The organism is Methylobacterium sp. J-072 (genome assembly GCF_022829425.1).
GTDB lineage: Bacteria > Pseudomonadota > Alphaproteobacteria > Rhizobiales > Beijerinckiaceae > Methylobacterium.
The window spans coordinates 1-15561 of record NZ_JAKSYK010000195.1 but is presented as its reverse complement, the minus strand read 5'-3'; the positions used below and the strand labels follow the sequence as shown (position 1 = coordinate 15561).

The following is a 15561-nucleotide window of genomic DNA, read 5'->3' as shown; positions in this document are numbered from 1 at the left end:
CGTGTGAGGCCGCACGCCCGTGCGGCCGGCCATCGTGGTTCAGGAGATTTTCGTGACCTTTCACTCTGTTGCCCAATCCTTGGCGCGCGCCTGCGCGGCCGCGCTCGTCGGCGTCGCCCTGACGGTCCCGGCTCGCGCCGCACCCGCGGATTACCGGTTCGAGCTCGTCACCCAGGAGGCCAAGGTCGGCGACGCCGTCCTGACGGTCCGCCTGGTCGACACGCGCAGCGGCCAGCCGGTCACCGACGCGGTGATCTTCGTCAAGCGCATCGACATGGCCCCCGACAGCATGGACGAGATGACCTCGACCCTCGCGCAGCTCCCGTCCACGGAGCCGGGCCTCTACCGGTTCAAGACCAAGCTCACCATGGCGGGCGGCTGGCGGCTGTCGCTGGGGGCGAAGCTCCAGGGCGAAACCGGCACCGTCAGCGACAAGCTCGTCTTCCGGGCCGTGCCGTGAGCCGCGCGGCCTGGCTGACCGGGACCCTCGTCGCCGTGGCGGCGGGGGGCCTCGGCTATGGGGCAGGGCGCGTGACCGACGGCGCGGCGCCCCTGTCCGTCGCCCGAGCCTGGGCGGGCTTCGCCGCCGGGACTCCGGCTGCCCTGCCGAAGGTCTCTGGGCCGGTGGTGTATTACCAGGATCCGGACGGGAAGCCGGTCTATTCCCTGTCGCCGATGATGACCGAGGACGGACGCCTGTTCCGCGCCGTCCAGGCCAGCGAGGATCTGCGCTTCGACCGGCCCGCCGCCGAGGACGTTCCGGGTCGGGCCGGGCCGGGGGAGGGCGACGGGCCAAAAAATCCCAGCCGCGCCGTGCGCTACTACCGCAACCCGATGGGCCTGGCCGACACCTCGCCGGTGCCCAAGACAGATTCGATGGGGATGGACTACATCCCCGTCTATGACGGCGACGATCCCGACCCGAGCACCGTCACGATCTCGCCGGGCCGGATCCAGCGCACCGGCGTGCGCAGCGCCGTGGTCGAGCGACGGGTCGTGTCCCGGCCGGTCCGGGTGCCGGGCACGGTGGCGCTGGACGAGCGCCGGGTCACCGTGGTGGCGACCCGGGCGGACGCCTATGTCGACCATGTCGAGGACGTCACCACCGGCGACCGGGTCCGGCAGGGGCAGCCTCTGGTCTCGGTCTACGCGCCCGAGATCAACGCCGCCGCCGCGCAGCTGATCGCCAATCCGGGCTTCGACGGCGCCCGCCGGCGGATCCGCAACCTCAACGTCTCCGAGGCGGTGATCGCCGAGATGGAGCGCACCCGGACGGTGCCGCGGGCGATCACCTGGGCCTCGCCCCGGGACGGGCTGGTGCTTGAGCGCCGGGCCATCGAGGGCATGAAGGCCGCGGCCGGCGACACCCTGTTCCGGATCGCCGACCTGTCGCGGATCTGGGTGCTGGCCGACGTGCCGGAGCACGATCTTGCCGGCATCCGCGTCGGCCAGGCCGCCACCGTGCGGGTGCCCGGCCGCAGCCTCACCGGCCGGGTCGGGATGATCTACCCGCAGGTGAACCGGGAGACCCGTTCGACCCGCATCCGGATCGAATTGCCGAACCCGGACGGGCTGCTCCTGCCCGACATGTATGCGGATGTGGAGATCGCCACGGGCTCCACCGAGCCGGTGGTCGCGGTGCCGGAGGGAGCCGTACTGGAGACTGGATCGCGCCAGGCGGTGCTGATCGATGGTGGGGAGGGCCGGTTCGCGCCCCGGGCGGTCGAGATCGGGCGCCGCGGCGACGGCTACGTCGAGATCCGCGTGGGCCTCCGGGCCGGCGAGCGGGTCGTCACCGCGGCCAATTTCCTGATCGACGCCGAGAGCAATCTGAAGGCGGCGCTGGCGAGCCTCGCTGCCCCGCCGGCCGACGGGGAGGGCGGCCGATGATCGCCCGGCTGATCGCCTGGTCGGCGCGCAACCGCGTGCTCGTTCTGATCGGCACCGTCTTCGCGGTGGCGGGGGGCATCCAGGCCCTGCGCACCCTGCCGCTGGACGCCATTCCGGACCTCTCGGACGTGCAGACCATCGTCTACACCGAGTATCCGGGCCAGGCGCCGCAGGTGGTCGAGGACCAGGTCACCTACCCGCTGACCACCGCCATGCTGACCGTGCCGCGCGCCAAGGTGGTGCGCGGAGTCTCGATGTTCGGGGTCTCGTTCGTCACCCTCATCTTCGAGGACGGCACCGACCCGTACTGGGCGCGCTCGCGGGTGCTCGAATACCTCAACGGCGCAGGCAGCCGCCTGCCCGCCGGGGTGATCCCGACGCTCGGGCCCGACGCCACCGGCATCGGCTGGGTCTACCAGTACGTCATCCTGGCCCGGCAGCGGACTTTGGCCGAGCTGCGCTCCCTGCAGGATTGGGTGATCCGGTTCGCGGCCTCGCGCGGGGAGGGGGTGGCGGAGGTCGCCCCGGTGGGCGGCTTCGTCAAGCAGTACAGCGTGATCGTCGATCCGAACCGCCTGCGGGCGCAGGGCATCGGCCTGAACCGCCTGCGCGACGCGATCCGGGCGAGCAACGCCGATGTCGGCGGCCGCACGGTCGAGCTGTCCGAGTTCGAGGTGGTGGTGCGCGGCCGGGGCTACCTCAAGAGCACCCAGGATATCGGCGCCATCGTGCTCAAGACCGACACCGGCACGCCGGTGCGGGTGCGCGACGTCGCCCGGGTGGAGATCGGGCCCGACGAGCGGCGCGGGATCGCCGAGCTCGACGGGGAGGGCGAAGTCGCCGGCGGCATCGTCGTGCAGCGCTTCGGCGCCAACGCCCGCGCCGTCATCGCCAGCGTCAAGGATCGCCTCGCCGAGATCGCCAAAAGCCTGCCGGCCGGGACCGCGATCGTGCCGGTCTACGACCGGTCGCAGCTCATCGACGCGGCCATCGCGACGCTGACCCACACCCTGGTCGAGGAATGCGCCATCGTCGCGCTGGTCTGCGTGGTGTTCCTGCTGCACCTGCGCAGCGCGCTCGTGGCGATCCTGATGCTGCCCGTGGCGATCCTGATGGCGTTTTCGGTCATGCGGGCGCTCGGACTCGGCGCCGACATCATGAGTCTCGGCGGCATCGCCATCGCGGTCGGGGCGATGATCGACGCCGCCATCGTGATGATCGAGAACGCCCACAAGCACCTGGAGCGCGCCCCTCCAGAGCGGCCCCGGGCCGAGATCCTGGTCGGGGCCGCCGCCGAGGTCGGGCCGTCGCTGTTCCTGTCCCTCCTGGTGATCACGGTCTCGTTCCTGCCGATCTTCACCCTGGAGAGCCAGGAGGGCCGGCTGTTCGGGCCCCTGGCCTTCACCAAAACGTTTGCGATGGCCGCCGCCGCGCTGCTGTCGGTGACCCTGGTGCCGGCGCTGATGATCCTGTTCCTGCGCGGCCGGATCGTGCCGGAGCACCGCAACCCGGTGAACCGGCTGCTGGTCGGGGCCTACCGGCCGCTGATCGCCGCGGTGCTGCGGGCCCGGATCCTGACGCTCGTCCTGGCCCTCGGGGTGCTCGCCGCCACGATCTGGCCGGCGCGCCAGCTCGGCTCGGAATTCATGCCCGAGCTCAACGAGGGCACGCTGCTCTACATGCCCACCACCCTGCCGGGCCTCTCCGTCACCAAGGCGGCGGAGCTGCTGGCGACCCAGGACCGGATCATCAAGACCTTTCCGGAGGTCGCCTCGGTCTACGGCAAGGCGGGACGCGCCGGCACCGCGACCGATCCAGCGCCACTCGAGATGTTCGAGACGATCATCCGGCTCAAGGCCCCGGAGGCGTGGCGGCCCGGGGTGACGCTTGCGAGCCTCAGAGCCGAGATGGACAAGGCGCTGCAGTTTCCCGGCGTGTCCAACGCCTGGACCCAGCCGATCCGCGCCCGGATCGACATGCTGGCCACCGGCATCCGCACCCCCGTGGGCATCAAGCTGTTCGGCACCGATCTGTCGGCCATGGAGCAAGTCGCCCGGGGGGTCGAGGCGGCGGTTCGCACGGTTCCGGGCACGACGAGCGCCTATGCCGAGCGGGTCGTGGGCGGCACCTTCCTCGACATCACCCCGGACCGGGAGGCGCTCGGCCGCTACGGACTCACCGTGGGCGACGTCCAGGACGTGGTCGCCACGGCGCTCGGCGCGGCGACCGTCACCACCACCGTGGAGGGGCGCGAGCGCTACGGCGTCGCTGTCCGCTACCCGCGCGCCCTCCGGTCCGACCCGCAGGCGATTGCAAGCGACGTCCAGGTGGCGCTGCCCGCCGGCGGGAGCGTGCCGCTCGGCGCGGTCGCGTCGATCCAGCTTACGCGCGGGCCGACCGCGATCCGCACCGAGAACGGGCGGCTCGCCCTCTACCTCTACGTCGACATCGCCGGGCGCGACCTCGGCGGCTACGTGGCGCAGGCGCGGGACGTGGTGGCGCGGGCGGTGCCGCTGCCGGAGGGGATGACGCTGCAGTGGAGCGGCCAGTTCGAGGCCCTTGAGCGGGCCGAGGCGCGGCTGCGGATCGTCGTGCCGGCGACCCTGATGGTGATCGTGCTGCTGCTCTACCTCGTGTTCCGCCGGGTGACCGAGACGCTGATCGTACTGCTGTCGCTGCCCTTCGCGCTGGTCGGCGGCGTCTGGCTGATGTGGGCGATGGGGTTCCACCTGTCGGTCGCCGTGGCGGTGGGCTTCATCGCGCTGGCCGGCGTCGCCGCCGAGACCGGGATCCTGATGCTGGTCTATCTCGACCAGGCGCTCACCGAGCGGCGTGGCAAGGCCGCGCGGGCCGGGCGGCCCCTCACCCGGGAGGACCTGCGCGCCGCCATCATGGTCGGAGCGGTGGAGCGGGTCCGACCGAAGATGATGACCGTGGTGGCGATCATGGCCGGCCTGGTGCCGATCCTGTGGAGCACCGGCGCGGGGTCCGAGGTGATGCAGCGGATCGCCGTGCCGATGATCGGCGGCATGGCCTCCTCGACGCTCCTGACCCTGATCGTGATCCCGGCGGTCTACGGCCTGATCAAGGGCCGGGGCCTGCCGGCGGAGGCCGACCTGTCAGGCTCGGCCCCGACCGGGGCGGCGGCCCTCCCGAACCGCGCATAGAGCGCCGGCAGCACCACCAGGGTCAGCAGGGTCGCGCTGATCAGGCCGCCGATCACCACGGTGGCGAGCGGCCTTTGCACCTCGGCGCCGGTGCCGGTGGCGAGGGCCATCGGGACGAAGCCGAGCGAGGCGACCAGCGCCGTCATCGCCACGGGCCGCAGCCGGGTCAGGGCCCCCTCCAGGATCGCCGCCCGCAGGGGCCGGCCCTCGGTGACCAGTTGCTTGATGAAGCTCAGCATCACCAGGCCGTTCAGCACCGCCACCCCCGAGAGCGCGATGAACCCGACGGCGGCCGGCACCGACAGCGGCATGTCCCGCAGCCACAGGGCCGCGATACCGCCGGTCAGCGCCAGGGGCACGGCGCTGAAGACGAGGAGCGCGTCGCGGGCGCTGCCCAGCGCCGAGGTCAGCAGTAGGAAGATCAGGACGAAGCAGACCGGTACCACCAGGGTCAGGCGCCGCCGGGCCGAGGCGAGGTTCTCGAACTGGCCGCCCCAGGTCACGGAGGAGCCGGCCGGCAGCGCGACCTGCTCGGCGACCTTTCCCTGCGCCTCCGCCACCAGCGAGCCGATGTCCCGGCCGCGGACGTTGGCGGTGACGACGACGCGCCGCTGGCCGTTCTCCCGCGAGATCTGGTTCGGCCCCTCGGTCACCGAGAAGCTGGCGACCTGCCGCAGCAGCACGGACGCGACCTTGCCGTTCGGCCCCGGGGGCAGGGGGACGGGCAGGTTCTCCAGGGCCTCGCGGTCCTCCCGGACGGCGTCGGTCAGGCGCACCACGATCGGGAAGCGCCGGTCGCCCTCGAACACGAAGCCGGCGTCCCGGCCGCCGATCGCGGCGCCGATCACCTCCTGGATCGCCCCGGTGCTCAGGCCCAGGCGCGCCGCCTCGGTCCGGTCGATCCCGATCTCGAACACCGGCAGCCCGGCGATCTGCTCGACCTTCACGTCGTCCGCCCCGTCGATGCCGCGCAGGATCGCGGCAATCTGGTTTGCGGTCCTGAGCATCGGCTCGAACGCGTCGCCGAACACCTTGACGGCGAGGTCGCCCCGGGTCCCGGCGAGCAGTTCGTTGAAGCGCATCTGGATCGGCTGGGAGAACTCGTAGACGTTGCCGGCGAGCGCCCCCACGGCCGCCTCGATCTGCGCCTGGAGCGCCGCCTTGGTCAGGGCGGCATCGGGCCACTCCGCCTGCGGCTTCAGGATCACGAACGTGTCCGAGGCGCTTGGCGGCATCGGGTCGGAGGCGATGTCGGCGGTGCCGGTCTTCGAGAAGACCGTGGCCACCTGCGGGAAGGTCGCAACGATCTGCTCGACCTTGAGCTGCATGGCCTGCGACTGGGTCAGGGAGGTCGAGGGGATCCGGCTGGCGTTGAGCGCGATGCTCTTCTCGTCCAGCAGCGGGATGAACGCGGTGCCGAGCCGGGCCGACAGCAGGCCGGCGCCCACGAGCAGCAGCAGGGCCGCCCCCAGGACCGGCGCCGGCGCCCGGATCGCCGCGGCGAGCAGCGGCCGGTAGGCGGCCTTGAGGCCCCGGATCAGCGGGTTGTCGGCCTCGGTGACCCGGCCGGTGATCACGATGGCGATCAGCGCCGGCACGAAGGTCAGCGACAGCAGGAACGCGCAGGCCAGGGCGAGGATCACGGTCAGCGCCATCGGCTCGAACATCTTGCCCTCGACCCCCGTGAAGGTCAGGAGCGGCGCGTAGACCAGGATGATGATCGCCTGCCCGTAGAGGGACGGGCGGATCATCTCCTCGGCCGAGGCCCGGACCGTCTCCAGGCGCTCCTCCAGATCGAGCCGGCGCCCCAGCGCGTGCTGGCGCTCGGCGAGGTGGCGCAGGGCATTCTCGGTGATGATCACGGCGCCATCGACGATCAGCCCGAAATCCAGGGCGCCGAGGCTCATCAGGTTGGCCGAGATTTTTGCCTCAACCATGCCGGTCACGGTCATCAGCATGGCGACCGGGATCACCAGGGCCGCGACCAGGGCGGCCCGGACGTTGCCGAGCAGCAGGACCAGCACCGCGATCACCAGGGCCGCGCCCTCGGCGAGGTTCTGGGCCACCGTGCGGATCGTGGCCTCGACCAGGACAGTCCGGTCGAGCACCGTCTGCACGACGATGCCGGGGGGCAGGGTGCGCCGGATCTGGTCCAGGCGTGCGGCGACCGCGGTGGCGACCGTGCGGCTGTTCTCGCCGATCCGCATCAGGGCGGTGCCGATCACGGCCTCCCGGCCGTCCGCGCTGCCCGAGCCGGTGCGCAATTCGCGCCCGAACCGCAGGGCGGCCACGTCCCGGACCCGCACCGGCACGCCGCCCCGTGTGGCCACCACCACGTCGGCGATCGCCTCCATGCTCTCCAGCCGGCCGGCGGCGCGGACGATGGTGCCCTCGCCATTGTCCTCCAGGTAGCGGGCGCCCTGGTTGGCATTGTTGGCCTGGAGCGCCCGGACGACGTCCGCGAAGGACAGGTCGAGGGCGGTCAGCTTCGTCGGGTCCGGCTGGACGTGGTACTGCTTCTCGTAGCCGCCGATGCCGTCGATGCCGGCCACCCCCGGCACGGTCCGGATCTGGGGCCGGATGATCCAGTCCTGGACGGTGCGCAGGTAGGCGTTCTGCTCCAGCGCGGTGGCGAGGCGCTGGTTCTCCGGAGTCAGGTAGCTGCCGTCCGGCTGCCAGCCGGGCCGGCCGGCGGGCGAGACCGTCCGCTCACCGGGCTTCGCGTAGTGGACCGACCACATGGTGATCTCGCCGAGGCCCGTCGAGATCGGGCCCATATGCGGCTCGGCCCCGGGGGGCAGGTCGCCCTTCACCTGCGACAGGCGCTCGGCGACCTGCTGGCGGGCGAAGTAGATGTCGAGCCCCTCGTCGAAGACCGCTGTGACCTGCGAGAAGCCGTTGCGCGAGAGCGAGCGGGTGTAGTCGAGCCCCTTGATGCCGGCCAGCGCGGTCTCGACCGGGTAGGTCACTTGGCGCTCGATATCGACCGGCGACAGGGCCGGCGCGAGCGTGTTGATCTGGACCTGGTTGTTGGTGATGTCCGGGACCGCGTCGATCGGCAGCCGGGTCAGGGCCGTGGCGCCAAAACCCGCCGCCAGCAGCACGAGGAGCAGGACCAGCCAGCGCTGGCGGATCGAAACGTCGAGGATGCGGCTCAGCATGTCCGGCGCCTCAATCGTCGTGGCCGGCTTCGGCCTTGCCGAGCTCGGCCTTCAGCAGGAAGGAATTGGCGACCGCGATGGCCTCGCCGGGCGCGAGCCCGGCCGTGACCGCGTAGGCCTCGTCGTCGGAGCGCCCGAGCTCGACCGCGCGCATCGCGAACCCGTCCGGGGTCCGGACGAACACCACCCGCGTGCCGGCCACGGTCTGGAGCGCCGCCTTGGGCACCCGGACCGGCACGTGGTCCCGGTCGATCTCGAGCTCGGCGGTGACGAAGGTCCCGGGCCGCCAGGCCAGGTCGGCATTGGGCAGGGCGACCACGACCCGGGCCGAGCGCGTCTCGGCGTTGAGGAACGGGCTCACGAAGATCACCCGCCCCTCCGCACGGCGGCGGCCGCCCTCGCGCGTCGGGGTGACGGCGACGCGGGCGCCCTCCTGGACCTGGGCGAGGTCGAGGGTCGGCACCGACAGCTCGATCCAGACCGTGGAGAGATCGGCCACGAGATAGAGGTCGGCCGGGTCGCCCTCCTTGCCCACCGCCGAGCCGACATCGACCCGGCGCTCGACCACGCGGCCGGCGAGCGGCGCCCGCAGCTCGTAACGGCGCAGGGTCGAGTGGGTCGGGGTCGCCTCGTCGCGGGTCTGCGCGGCCGCGACCGCGGCGGCGTCGAGCCCCAGTGCCGACAGCTTCTGGCGGGCGAGGTCGGCCCGCAGACGGGTCTCCAGGAACGCCGCGCGGGCGCTCTGGAACGCCGATTCCGAGGCCGAGCGCGAGGCCAGCAGTTTCTGCTGGCGCTCGAAATTGATCGTCTGGAGTTCGACCTGGACCAGGGCGGTCAGATACTCGCTCTTGGCGTCGGCGACCTCCCGGCTGTCGAGCACGGCGACGACCTCGTCCTTCTGCACGGAATCGCCCAGGCGCTTGCGCATCTCCGCGACGGTCCCGACCACCCGGGCGGGGACCCGGGCGATCCGGTCGGTATCGGGCGTGATCGTGCCGGGAACGAGCAGGTGGCGCGCCAGGGTGCCGCCCGCCACCGGGGCGACCGTGATGTCCTGGGCCGCCACCTGCTCGGGGCTCATCCGGATCACGCCCGCCTCCGCGTGCGCGTCGTGGCCCGCGTGCCCGTGGCTCTCATGCGCGGCGGCCTGCGCCGGGCCAGGGTCGTGATCGTGCCCGGTCGGTTCGGGGCCGGGTTTGCCGGCGGCCCAGGTCAGGCCGATCGCCGCGAGGCTGTCCCGGACGAACCCGGACACGTCCGGAACGGCGGCGCCGACGACGATGCCGGCGGCCAGGAGGAGACAGGAGATCAGGAGACGCATGGGGGCCTGCTCGGCCGGGACCGCAGGCGCCGCGCGGCGGCGTCCGGGGGATCCCGTTCAGATGACGCGGAGGGCGAACCGGGCGCCCGCGCGGGGGCCCGGCCAGGACGCGCGCCGAAACCGGCGGCGTTAGCTCACGCGCGGGGCGGCCGGGGCAGGCGGTCCGGGACGACCGAGGGGAGGGCGGCGGCGATCCGGACCGCGACCGGCCGGCCGGGAACCGCCGGCGGCGCCGGGATTCCGGTCTCGAGCGGCGCGACCTGGTGGCAGCCGCAATGGAGGTGCTCGGTCACGCCGGGGTCGACGCTGCTGCCGCCCTCCGCGAGGGACGGCCCGTCGACGCGGTCGTGATGGCCGCCCGCATGGAATGCCAGATCCGCCGCGAGGCCCACGCCCGGTCCGGCCAGGGACAGGGCCAAGGATAGGGCGAGGACGCGCGCGAGCATGCGGGCGGCGATCGCCCACCAGCCGCGCCCCGAGCGCCCCTGCCGCATCCGAGATGTCATCGCGGCCGTTATGGGCGATACGGCCCCGGGCGCACAAGGGGCGCCGCACAAGGGCCGGCGGGACCGGGGCGACCAGGCTCACGCGGACAGCCGCAGGACCCAGTCGTAGAAATCGGCCCAATCCTGGCACGGCGGGAGCGGGGAGGGTGGTGCGCCGGCCTGAGCGCGGACGTCCCGGGGGGCGCAGCCGAACGCGTCCCGGAACGCCTGCGTGAAATGCGCGGGATTCTCGAAATGCCACCGGTAGGCGACCTCCGAGATCCGCACGGACCGGCCCTCCCCCGCGCGGGCGAGGTCCCGATAGGCGCGGTCCAGCCGGCGCTGGCGGATGTAGCCGGCCACGCCGCCCATCGGGGCGAACAGGCGGTAGAGCGCGCTGCGCGAGACACCGAACCGCCCGCAGAGCGATTCGGCGGTCAGGCCCGGGGCGGTCAGTTCGGCCTCGATCACCTGCCGCATGGCGAGGAGGAGCGGCGCGCGCTCCGGCGCCTGGCCGGTCCGGCCGCCTCCGGACAGGCACGGGACGGCGGCGGCGAGCAGCGTCGCCGTCGCCTCCGCGGCCGCCCGCGCCTCGCGCTCCGAGAACCCGTCGGCCTGGGCGCTCAGGACGCGCAGATGATCGGCGAGCAGCCGGCCGAACGGCGTGGTGCCCTGAAGGACAGTTCCGTGGAGCGCATCGAGATCGCCCGCCCCCTGGCCGAACAGCGACCGCGGCAGCACAACCGTCAGGGCGCGGTAATCCGTGGAGCGGGCAGCCAGGGGCCGGGACAGGTCGAACAGGCAGAGATCGCCCGGCCCGCAATCGCGCTCGCTGCCGTCGATCGTGATCCGGGACCGGCCGGACACGCGGACATGGGCCAGGATGTGATCGACGCCCATCCGGGCGACCAGCGCGCGCGGGCGCTCGAACCGCAGGCTGGAGGCGCTCGCCCGGCACAGGATGGCATTGCCCAGGTGCCGGACCTGCGATCGCCCGCGGAAATCGGCGACATCCTCTTGCCGGATCGAGAATTCCCAGAACGGGGCGACGGCCTCACGCCAGGCCGCCGCCTGATGTAGACCAGGCTCGTCCGCGCCCATCTCCAGGACTGATTTCGACCGCATCACCGGAGTCACGCATTCAAACATTCGCGTGCGCAGCCGGCCGCGTACTGATGTGAGGTGCTGTTTTTCAGATGAAAGGTCAAGGTTTCGCGGATGGCGCCCGGTTCGCTCCGGGGGAAAGTGGGCGCATGGCGGATCCGGACCCGCCCTCGCCCAGGCCGGGCCACGAAAAAACCCCGCGGGCCGGGACAGGCCGCGGGGCTGAAGGAAGCACGGTCGTCGGAGCGCTGGGCTCCTGGATCGACCGGTCTTTCGGCCTTTATGGTTAAGGCCGGGTTACCGACTCGCTTACTTGCCGCTGGGGGCCGCACCGCTGCCGGTGGCGCCATTGCCCGTGCTGTTGCTGCCGGCGGGGGCGCCCGACGTCGAGGTGTTGCCGTTGGGCGTGCTCTGGGCGGCCGCCATCCCGGCGCTGCCGGCGACGAGCGCGAGGGCGAGAAGCGTGGACTGAAGGGTACGGCTGGTCATGAGACGCTCGAACTGAGAGGGGCCGACCGAGGCCGGCATGACCCCAACAACCCGCCGGGGCCAGCGGCTGTTCCCGGCGGTCGCGCACCAGCAGGGCTGCGCCGTCCCGGAGAGGCCCAACGGCAAACGCCCCGGGAGCGGAGGCTCCCGGGGCGTTGCAGCGGGTCGGATCGCTTACCCGGCCCGAAGGCCGGGCGGTCCGGGTCTTAGTACGAGCCGAACTTGTAGTTCAGGCCAGCGCGAACGACGGCGAACTCGTCGTCGCGGCGGCCGACGATGCTGGAGAAGGCCGGGACGTTGCTGGCGGCGTTGATCACGAACGCGCCCTGGTTGCGGGTGTTGCGGTCGAGGTTGACGTACAGGCCTTCGACCTTGACCGTGACGGCGCTCGACCGGAAGAAGTTCAGGAACGAGTCGACCGGGAGGGCAAATTCCATGCCGCCGCCGACGGCGTAGCCGGTGCGGAAGCTGTCGTTGCCGGCGAAGCCGCCGAACGAACGATCGGCGCTGCCCGAGCCGTAGGCGAAGCCGCCGGTGCCGTACACCAGGACCCGGTCGAAGGCGTAGCCGAGGCGGCCGCGCACGGTGCCGAAGAAGTCGAGGCTCGACAGGCCGCGCGGGTCGGTGACGGTGAAGCCCGGACGCAGCTGGCCGCCCGTGATGAGGGCGTTGTTCCGGCTGCGGCCGAAGTCGAGATACTGGGCGTCGGCCTCGATGCCGACCACCACGCCCGAGCCCGGGGTGAACTGGTAGTTGTAGCCGACCTGGCCACCGCCGGTGAAACCTTCCTGGTTCCGCTGGCTGAAGGTGGCGGTGGTGACGGCGGTCGTGGCGAACGCGGCCGGGACCCCGAAGCTGGAGTTGCTGTTGCTGCTGGCGTCGAAGGCGTAGCCGGCGTTGATACCGAAATACGCACCGGTCCAGGTGAACACGGGCACCGGGGTGAAGATCGGCGGCGGGGCGGCGCGACGCGGCAGGTCGGCGGCCGAAGCGGCGGCGGTCAGGGCAGTAAAGGCGGCCAACGAGGCCAGAAGCGTCTTCATGACTGGTCTTTCCCCAGCGAATGTTCCTATCGCCCCGGAAATTACCCGGTTTTCCACACTCAAGCTGTATCGTCGCTGCCACAGGTACCGCGGAAGGCAATCGCCGCGCGATCGGGACGGGCTTGAACCATCCCGCCGCCGGCCCGTTGGCGCCCCACGGTACGGAGGCTCCCATGACCAAGCTGTTCATCGCCCAGATCCGCGATGCGGGTCGAGACAGGCCGCTCGTGACCGTGCGGGCCGAGGCCGAGGGCGAGGCGCGCCTGTTCCTGGCGGCCGCCTACCCGGAGGCGGAGATCGCCAGCGTCACCGAGCCGGGCGACTGGACCAGCGATGCCGATACCGGCGCCCGGGCCGGCGACATCCGCGAGCATCCCGGCGCCACCTGGCAGCCGCCCTCCAGCCTGGCGGATTGACTCGCATTCGAGCGATGATCTTCACCGAGCGTCAGCCCGCCTCGGTGAGGCTGGCGCCGTGATGTCCGGCGATCCGACTCCCCGGCTGTTCGCAGCCGCGGCCGCCCTGACCGGCGCCGCCTTCCTGATGGTCCGCTCGGAACCGTCCTGGACGGGTGTCGGGGTCGGCCTGGCCTGTCTGGCGCTCTGGGCCATCGGGACGCTGGCTGCGAAGTCCGGCAAGCCGCTCGCCCTGACCAAGCCGGCCCGGCCGCTGGTGCTGGAGGCGGTCGTCGTCGAGACGCCCCGGGCCAAGCCGGAACTGCTGCCGGCCCTGCCGAGTCCGACACGCCTCCCGGAGAGCCCGAGCCATCGCCAGCGGGTGGTCGAGCGGCGCATCCCCCGACTGTAAGGGGGCCAATTCTGCGAAGCGTCCCGCCGTCACGGCCGCCTCTCCGCACAGGCTGCGAAGAGTCTTCGACGCGAGCTTCTGCCGCAGCGCCGATGCCGGACACTCCGCGTTGCCCGCAGCCCAACGAGGAGACCGGCATGGCCAACACGGCTGACGTGACGACCTACACCATCAAGCAGGCCCTGGCCGCCAAGGTCGAGGACCATATCGAGATCGCGGTGGAGGCCGAGGACGGCACCAAGCTGAAGCTCAAGGCGACCGCCGATCAGCTCGACGCCCTGGTGGGCGACCTGGAGACCATCCTGGACGCGGACGATTCGGACAACGAGGCCGCCTAAAGCGACGGTCGGGGCCGCCGCCCGGATGCGATCGGGCCGGCGGCCCCACGCGACCAGGATACCGCGCTCACCGCTTCGATTCGATGGCCTGCGCATCGAGCAGCGGGATCAGCGGCTCCAGGTCGATGATCGGGCCGCCGATATCGAAGAATTCGCTCTCGTCGGGCAAAACCATCTCCTCGTCCTCGCCCCGCCGCCCGAACGGTAGGAGGGAGGAGAGCATCCCGAGGCACAAGGCTCCGGCAATGAGGGCAACCAGAATCGCGACACTCATGGCGGAACACTCGGACGCGGCGGGCGAGCGGAATCAAGCACCGTCGAGATTAAGACGAAGTTCCTCGGGCACGCAACGCGAAACCCGAGCGGATCACGGTTGCGCCGGAACCTTGTCCTGCTGGTGATCGACCTCGTCACGCACCCCGTGGCCGGCCATCAGGATCTCGGTCATGAACGCCCCGATCGCCGCCACGGTGCAGACCAGAGCCGCGCCGAAGCAGGCGAACAGGATCGAGGCGGTCGCCGCATCGCGCATCGCCCCGACGAACAGGGTCAGCACGGCCAGCCCGATCAGGCAGGCGCCGAGCGAGGCGAGCACGACGGCGACATCGAGGACGAAGGAGCGCCGCCGCAGGAAGGTCAGCCGGCGGGACAGGCGCGCGGCCTCCGCATCCGTCACCGTGACGATCTCCCCCGAGAGCGTGTCGACCTTGTCGGAGATCCGGCCGAGGCGGGTGGAGAACACGTTCAGCAGGGTCGCGAGCGCCGACAGCAGGAAGGCCGGCGCGAGCGCGACCTGGATGATGTGGGCGATGCTGTCGGGCTCGGTGGAGCTCAGGGAGAAGCCGAACATGGGCATCATGCTCGCGGGGGTCGCGCGACCGCCCGGCCTTCGGCATCGTCCCGCGCGGCGGCGGATGTTTTCGGACACGGCATGCCGGGAGGGTCACCACAGGATGCCGTGCGGGCGCAACCCGGCGCCCCGCGTCACGGGCTTGCCGCAGCCTCGCAGGAAGGCCCGCGATCCCGGACCGGCCGAGATCCACGCGCGGTTTACGGCCGGTATCCGAGGGGCAGGGCGGGTAAATTAATCTTAACCGCTAACAACAGTACTCGATGGGCTTGCGGGCCGCCGGCCAGTCGGATCTAACAGGAGCCGAAGCTTCCTGGTTGGTCCTGGGAATGTTCTCGAGCAAACTACAGCCCCGTCAGCCTCCGTGCGGCGGGGTTTTTTGCTGCCGGAAACGTCGAGATACAAATCTTCGGCCGAAATCGGCTTTCCTGCGTGCGGGATGTGCTCAACCGCACGCGCCCGTCTGCCGGTTCGAGGCCCTCGGGAGCCGTGTTGCAGCGCTGCACTATCGCGCTTCCTCAACCTGCCGTTTCTGTTGCCGGGCACACATCCCGTTGAACGGGAGACAGAGGACCAGATGATCAAGAAGCTTCTTCTCGCGAGCGCCGCCACGGCCCTCCTGACCGGCGCCGCCTCGGCCGCCGACCTGCCGCGCCGCGCCGCCCCGCCGCCGGTGTTCACCCCCGTGCCGGTGTTCACCTGGACCGGCGCCTATTTCGGTATCAACGCCGGCTACGCCTTCGACGCCAGCAGCCGCTCCGACAATTCGACCTTCGTCGTGCCGGGCGGTGTCGGCCTGACCAACGGCCCGGCCGCCGTCGCCACCTTCCGCAACCGCAGCCAGGACGGCTTCTCCGGCGGCGCCCAGGTCGGCTACAACTATCAGTTCACCCCGGGCTCCGGCGT

At 71.6% G+C, this 15561-nt stretch carries 14 protein-coding genes and 1 pseudogene; 7 read left to right on the top strand and 8 right to left on the bottom strand.

The genetic code is table 11. The features are described from left to right. The first annotated feature begins 52 nt into the window (after nucleotides 1-52). From MKK67_RS24970 to MKK67_RS24960, 3 genes are read left to right on the top strand one after another with little or no spacing between them, the layout of a single operon-like run. Nucleotides 53-460 carry a FixH family protein gene (locus MKK67_RS24970; protein ID WP_243970616.1) on the top strand — a complete coding sequence of 136 codons (408 nt, stop codon included), beginning with the start codon at nucleotides 53-55 and terminating at the stop codon, nucleotides 458-460. Beyond that, nucleotides 457-1890 (top strand): efflux RND transporter periplasmic adaptor subunit, encoded by a 1434-nt coding sequence (locus tag MKK67_RS24965; protein WP_243970614.1) that lies wholly within the window; start codon nucleotides 457-459, stop codon nucleotides 1888-1890. Before MKK67_RS24970 ends, MKK67_RS24965 begins: the two co-directional genes overlap by 4 nt. Then, complete coding sequence (locus MKK67_RS24960; protein ID WP_243970612.1) at nucleotides 1887-5057, top strand: efflux RND transporter permease subunit; 3171 nt, start codon at nucleotides 1887-1889, stop codon at nucleotides 5055-5057. The genes MKK67_RS24965 and MKK67_RS24960 overlap by 4 nt, the downstream gene beginning before the upstream one ends. On the opposite strand, the gene MKK67_RS24955 is transcribed toward MKK67_RS24960, so the two are convergent. From MKK67_RS24955 to MKK67_RS24930, 6 genes are all read right to left on the bottom strand, one after another. Next, entirely contained in the window at nucleotides 4964-8218 is a 3255-nt protein-coding gene (locus MKK67_RS24955; protein ID WP_243970610.1) for an efflux RND transporter permease subunit, read from the bottom strand. The genes MKK67_RS24960 and MKK67_RS24955 overlap by 94 nt on opposite strands. A 10-nt stretch (nucleotides 8219-8228) precedes the next feature. After that, entirely contained in the window at nucleotides 8229-9539 is a 1311-nt protein-coding gene (locus MKK67_RS24950) for an efflux RND transporter periplasmic adaptor subunit (RefSeq protein WP_243970608.1), read from the bottom strand. A gap of 134 nt (nucleotides 9540-9673) precedes the next feature. Then, complete coding sequence (locus tag MKK67_RS24945) at nucleotides 9674-10033, bottom strand: hypothetical protein (RefSeq protein ID WP_243970606.1); 360 nt, start codon at nucleotides 10031-10033, stop codon at nucleotides 9674-9676. Between the two features lie 90 nt (nucleotides 10034-10123). Beyond that, nucleotides 10124-11149: a helix-turn-helix domain-containing protein gene (locus tag MKK67_RS24940; RefSeq protein WP_243970603.1), complete on the bottom strand. Its 1026-nt coding sequence runs from the start codon at nucleotides 11147-11149 to the stop codon at nucleotides 10124-10126. 288 nt (nucleotides 11150-11437) lie between these two features. After that, complete coding sequence (locus tag MKK67_RS24935; protein WP_243970601.1) at nucleotides 11438-11617, bottom strand: hypothetical protein; 180 nt, start codon at nucleotides 11615-11617, stop codon at nucleotides 11438-11440. A 206-nt stretch (nucleotides 11618-11823) separates the two neighbouring features. Next, complete coding sequence (locus tag MKK67_RS24930; protein WP_243970599.1) at nucleotides 11824-12660, bottom strand: outer membrane protein; 837 nt, start codon at nucleotides 12658-12660, stop codon at nucleotides 11824-11826. A gap of 173 nt (nucleotides 12661-12833) precedes the next feature. On the opposite strand from MKK67_RS24930, the gene MKK67_RS24925 reads away from it, so the two are divergent. The 3 genes from MKK67_RS24925 (at nucleotide 12834) to MKK67_RS24915 (ending at nucleotide 13805) form a co-directional block, all read left to right on the top strand. Then, nucleotides 12834-13076 carry a hypothetical protein gene (locus MKK67_RS24925; RefSeq protein WP_243970597.1) on the top strand — a complete coding sequence of 81 codons (243 nt, stop codon included), beginning with the start codon at nucleotides 12834-12836 and terminating at the stop codon, nucleotides 13074-13076. Between the two features lie 61 nt (nucleotides 13077-13137). After that, complete coding sequence (locus MKK67_RS24920) at nucleotides 13138-13467, top strand: energy transducer TonB (protein ID WP_243970595.1); 330 nt, start codon at nucleotides 13138-13140, stop codon at nucleotides 13465-13467. 137 nt (nucleotides 13468-13604) lie between these two features. Continuing rightward, a complete protein-coding gene (locus tag MKK67_RS24915; protein ID WP_243970593.1) occupies nucleotides 13605-13805 on the top strand; it encodes a hypothetical protein in 201 nt (66 codons plus the stop codon). Nucleotides 13806-13872: 67 nt separating this feature from the next. Here MKK67_RS24915 and MKK67_RS24910 read toward each other — a convergent pair whose 3' ends face one another. Beyond that, nucleotides 13873-14079, bottom strand: a complete 207-nt coding sequence (locus MKK67_RS24910) for a hypothetical protein (protein WP_243970591.1) — start codon at nucleotides 14077-14079, stop codon at nucleotides 13873-13875. Nucleotides 14080-14172: 93 nt separating this feature from the next. After that, nucleotides 14173-14655 carry a DUF2721 domain-containing protein gene (locus MKK67_RS24905; protein ID WP_243970911.1) on the bottom strand — a complete coding sequence of 161 codons (483 nt, stop codon included), beginning with the start codon at nucleotides 14653-14655 and terminating at the stop codon, nucleotides 14173-14175. Between the two features lie 577 nt (nucleotides 14656-15232). On the opposite strand from MKK67_RS24905, the pseudogene MKK67_RS24900 reads away from it, so the two are divergent. Then, nucleotides 15233-15561, top strand: a pseudogene (locus MKK67_RS24900) (porin family protein); the annotation flags it as partial.

Coding starts and splice junctions, on each gene's coding strand:
- MKK67_RS24930 (WP_243970599.1), bottom strand. CDS start 12,660: ATGAAGACGCTTCTGGCCTCGTTGGCCGCCTTTACTGCCCTGACCGCC.
- MKK67_RS24955 (WP_243970610.1), bottom strand. CDS start 8,218: ATGCTGAGCCGCATCCTCGACGTTTCGATCCGCCAGCGCTGGCTGGTC.
- MKK67_RS24950 (WP_243970608.1), bottom strand. CDS start 9,539: ATGCGTCTCCTGATCTCCTGTCTCCTCCTGGCCGCCGGCATCGTCGTC.
- MKK67_RS24925 (WP_243970597.1), top strand. CDS start 12,834: ATGACCAAGCTGTTCATCGCCCAGATCCGCGATGCGGGTCGAGACAGG.
- MKK67_RS24935 (WP_243970601.1), bottom strand. CDS start 11,617: ATGACCAGCCGTACCCTTCAGTCCACGCTTCTCGCCCTCGCGCTCGTC.
- MKK67_RS24920 (WP_243970595.1), top strand. CDS start 13,138: ATGTCCGGCGATCCGACTCCCCGGCTGTTCGCAGCCGCGGCCGCCCTG.
- MKK67_RS24945 (WP_243970606.1), bottom strand. CDS start 10,033: ATGCGGCAGGGGCGCTCGGGGCGCGGCTGGTGGGCGATCGCCGCCCGC.
- MKK67_RS24910 (WP_243970591.1), bottom strand. CDS start 14,079: ATGAGTGTCGCGATTCTGGTTGCCCTCATTGCCGGAGCCTTGTGCCTC.
- MKK67_RS24915 (WP_243970593.1), top strand. CDS start 13,605: ATGGCCAACACGGCTGACGTGACGACCTACACCATCAAGCAGGCCCTG.
- MKK67_RS24960 (WP_243970612.1), top strand. CDS start 1,887: ATGATCGCCCGGCTGATCGCCTGGTCGGCGCGCAACCGCGTGCTCGTT.
- MKK67_RS24940 (WP_243970603.1), bottom strand. CDS start 11,149: ATGCGGTCGAAATCAGTCCTGGAGATGGGCGCGGACGAGCCTGGTCTA.
- MKK67_RS24905 (WP_243970911.1), bottom strand. CDS start 14,655: ATGTTCGGCTTCTCCCTGAGCTCCACCGAGCCCGACAGCATCGCCCAC.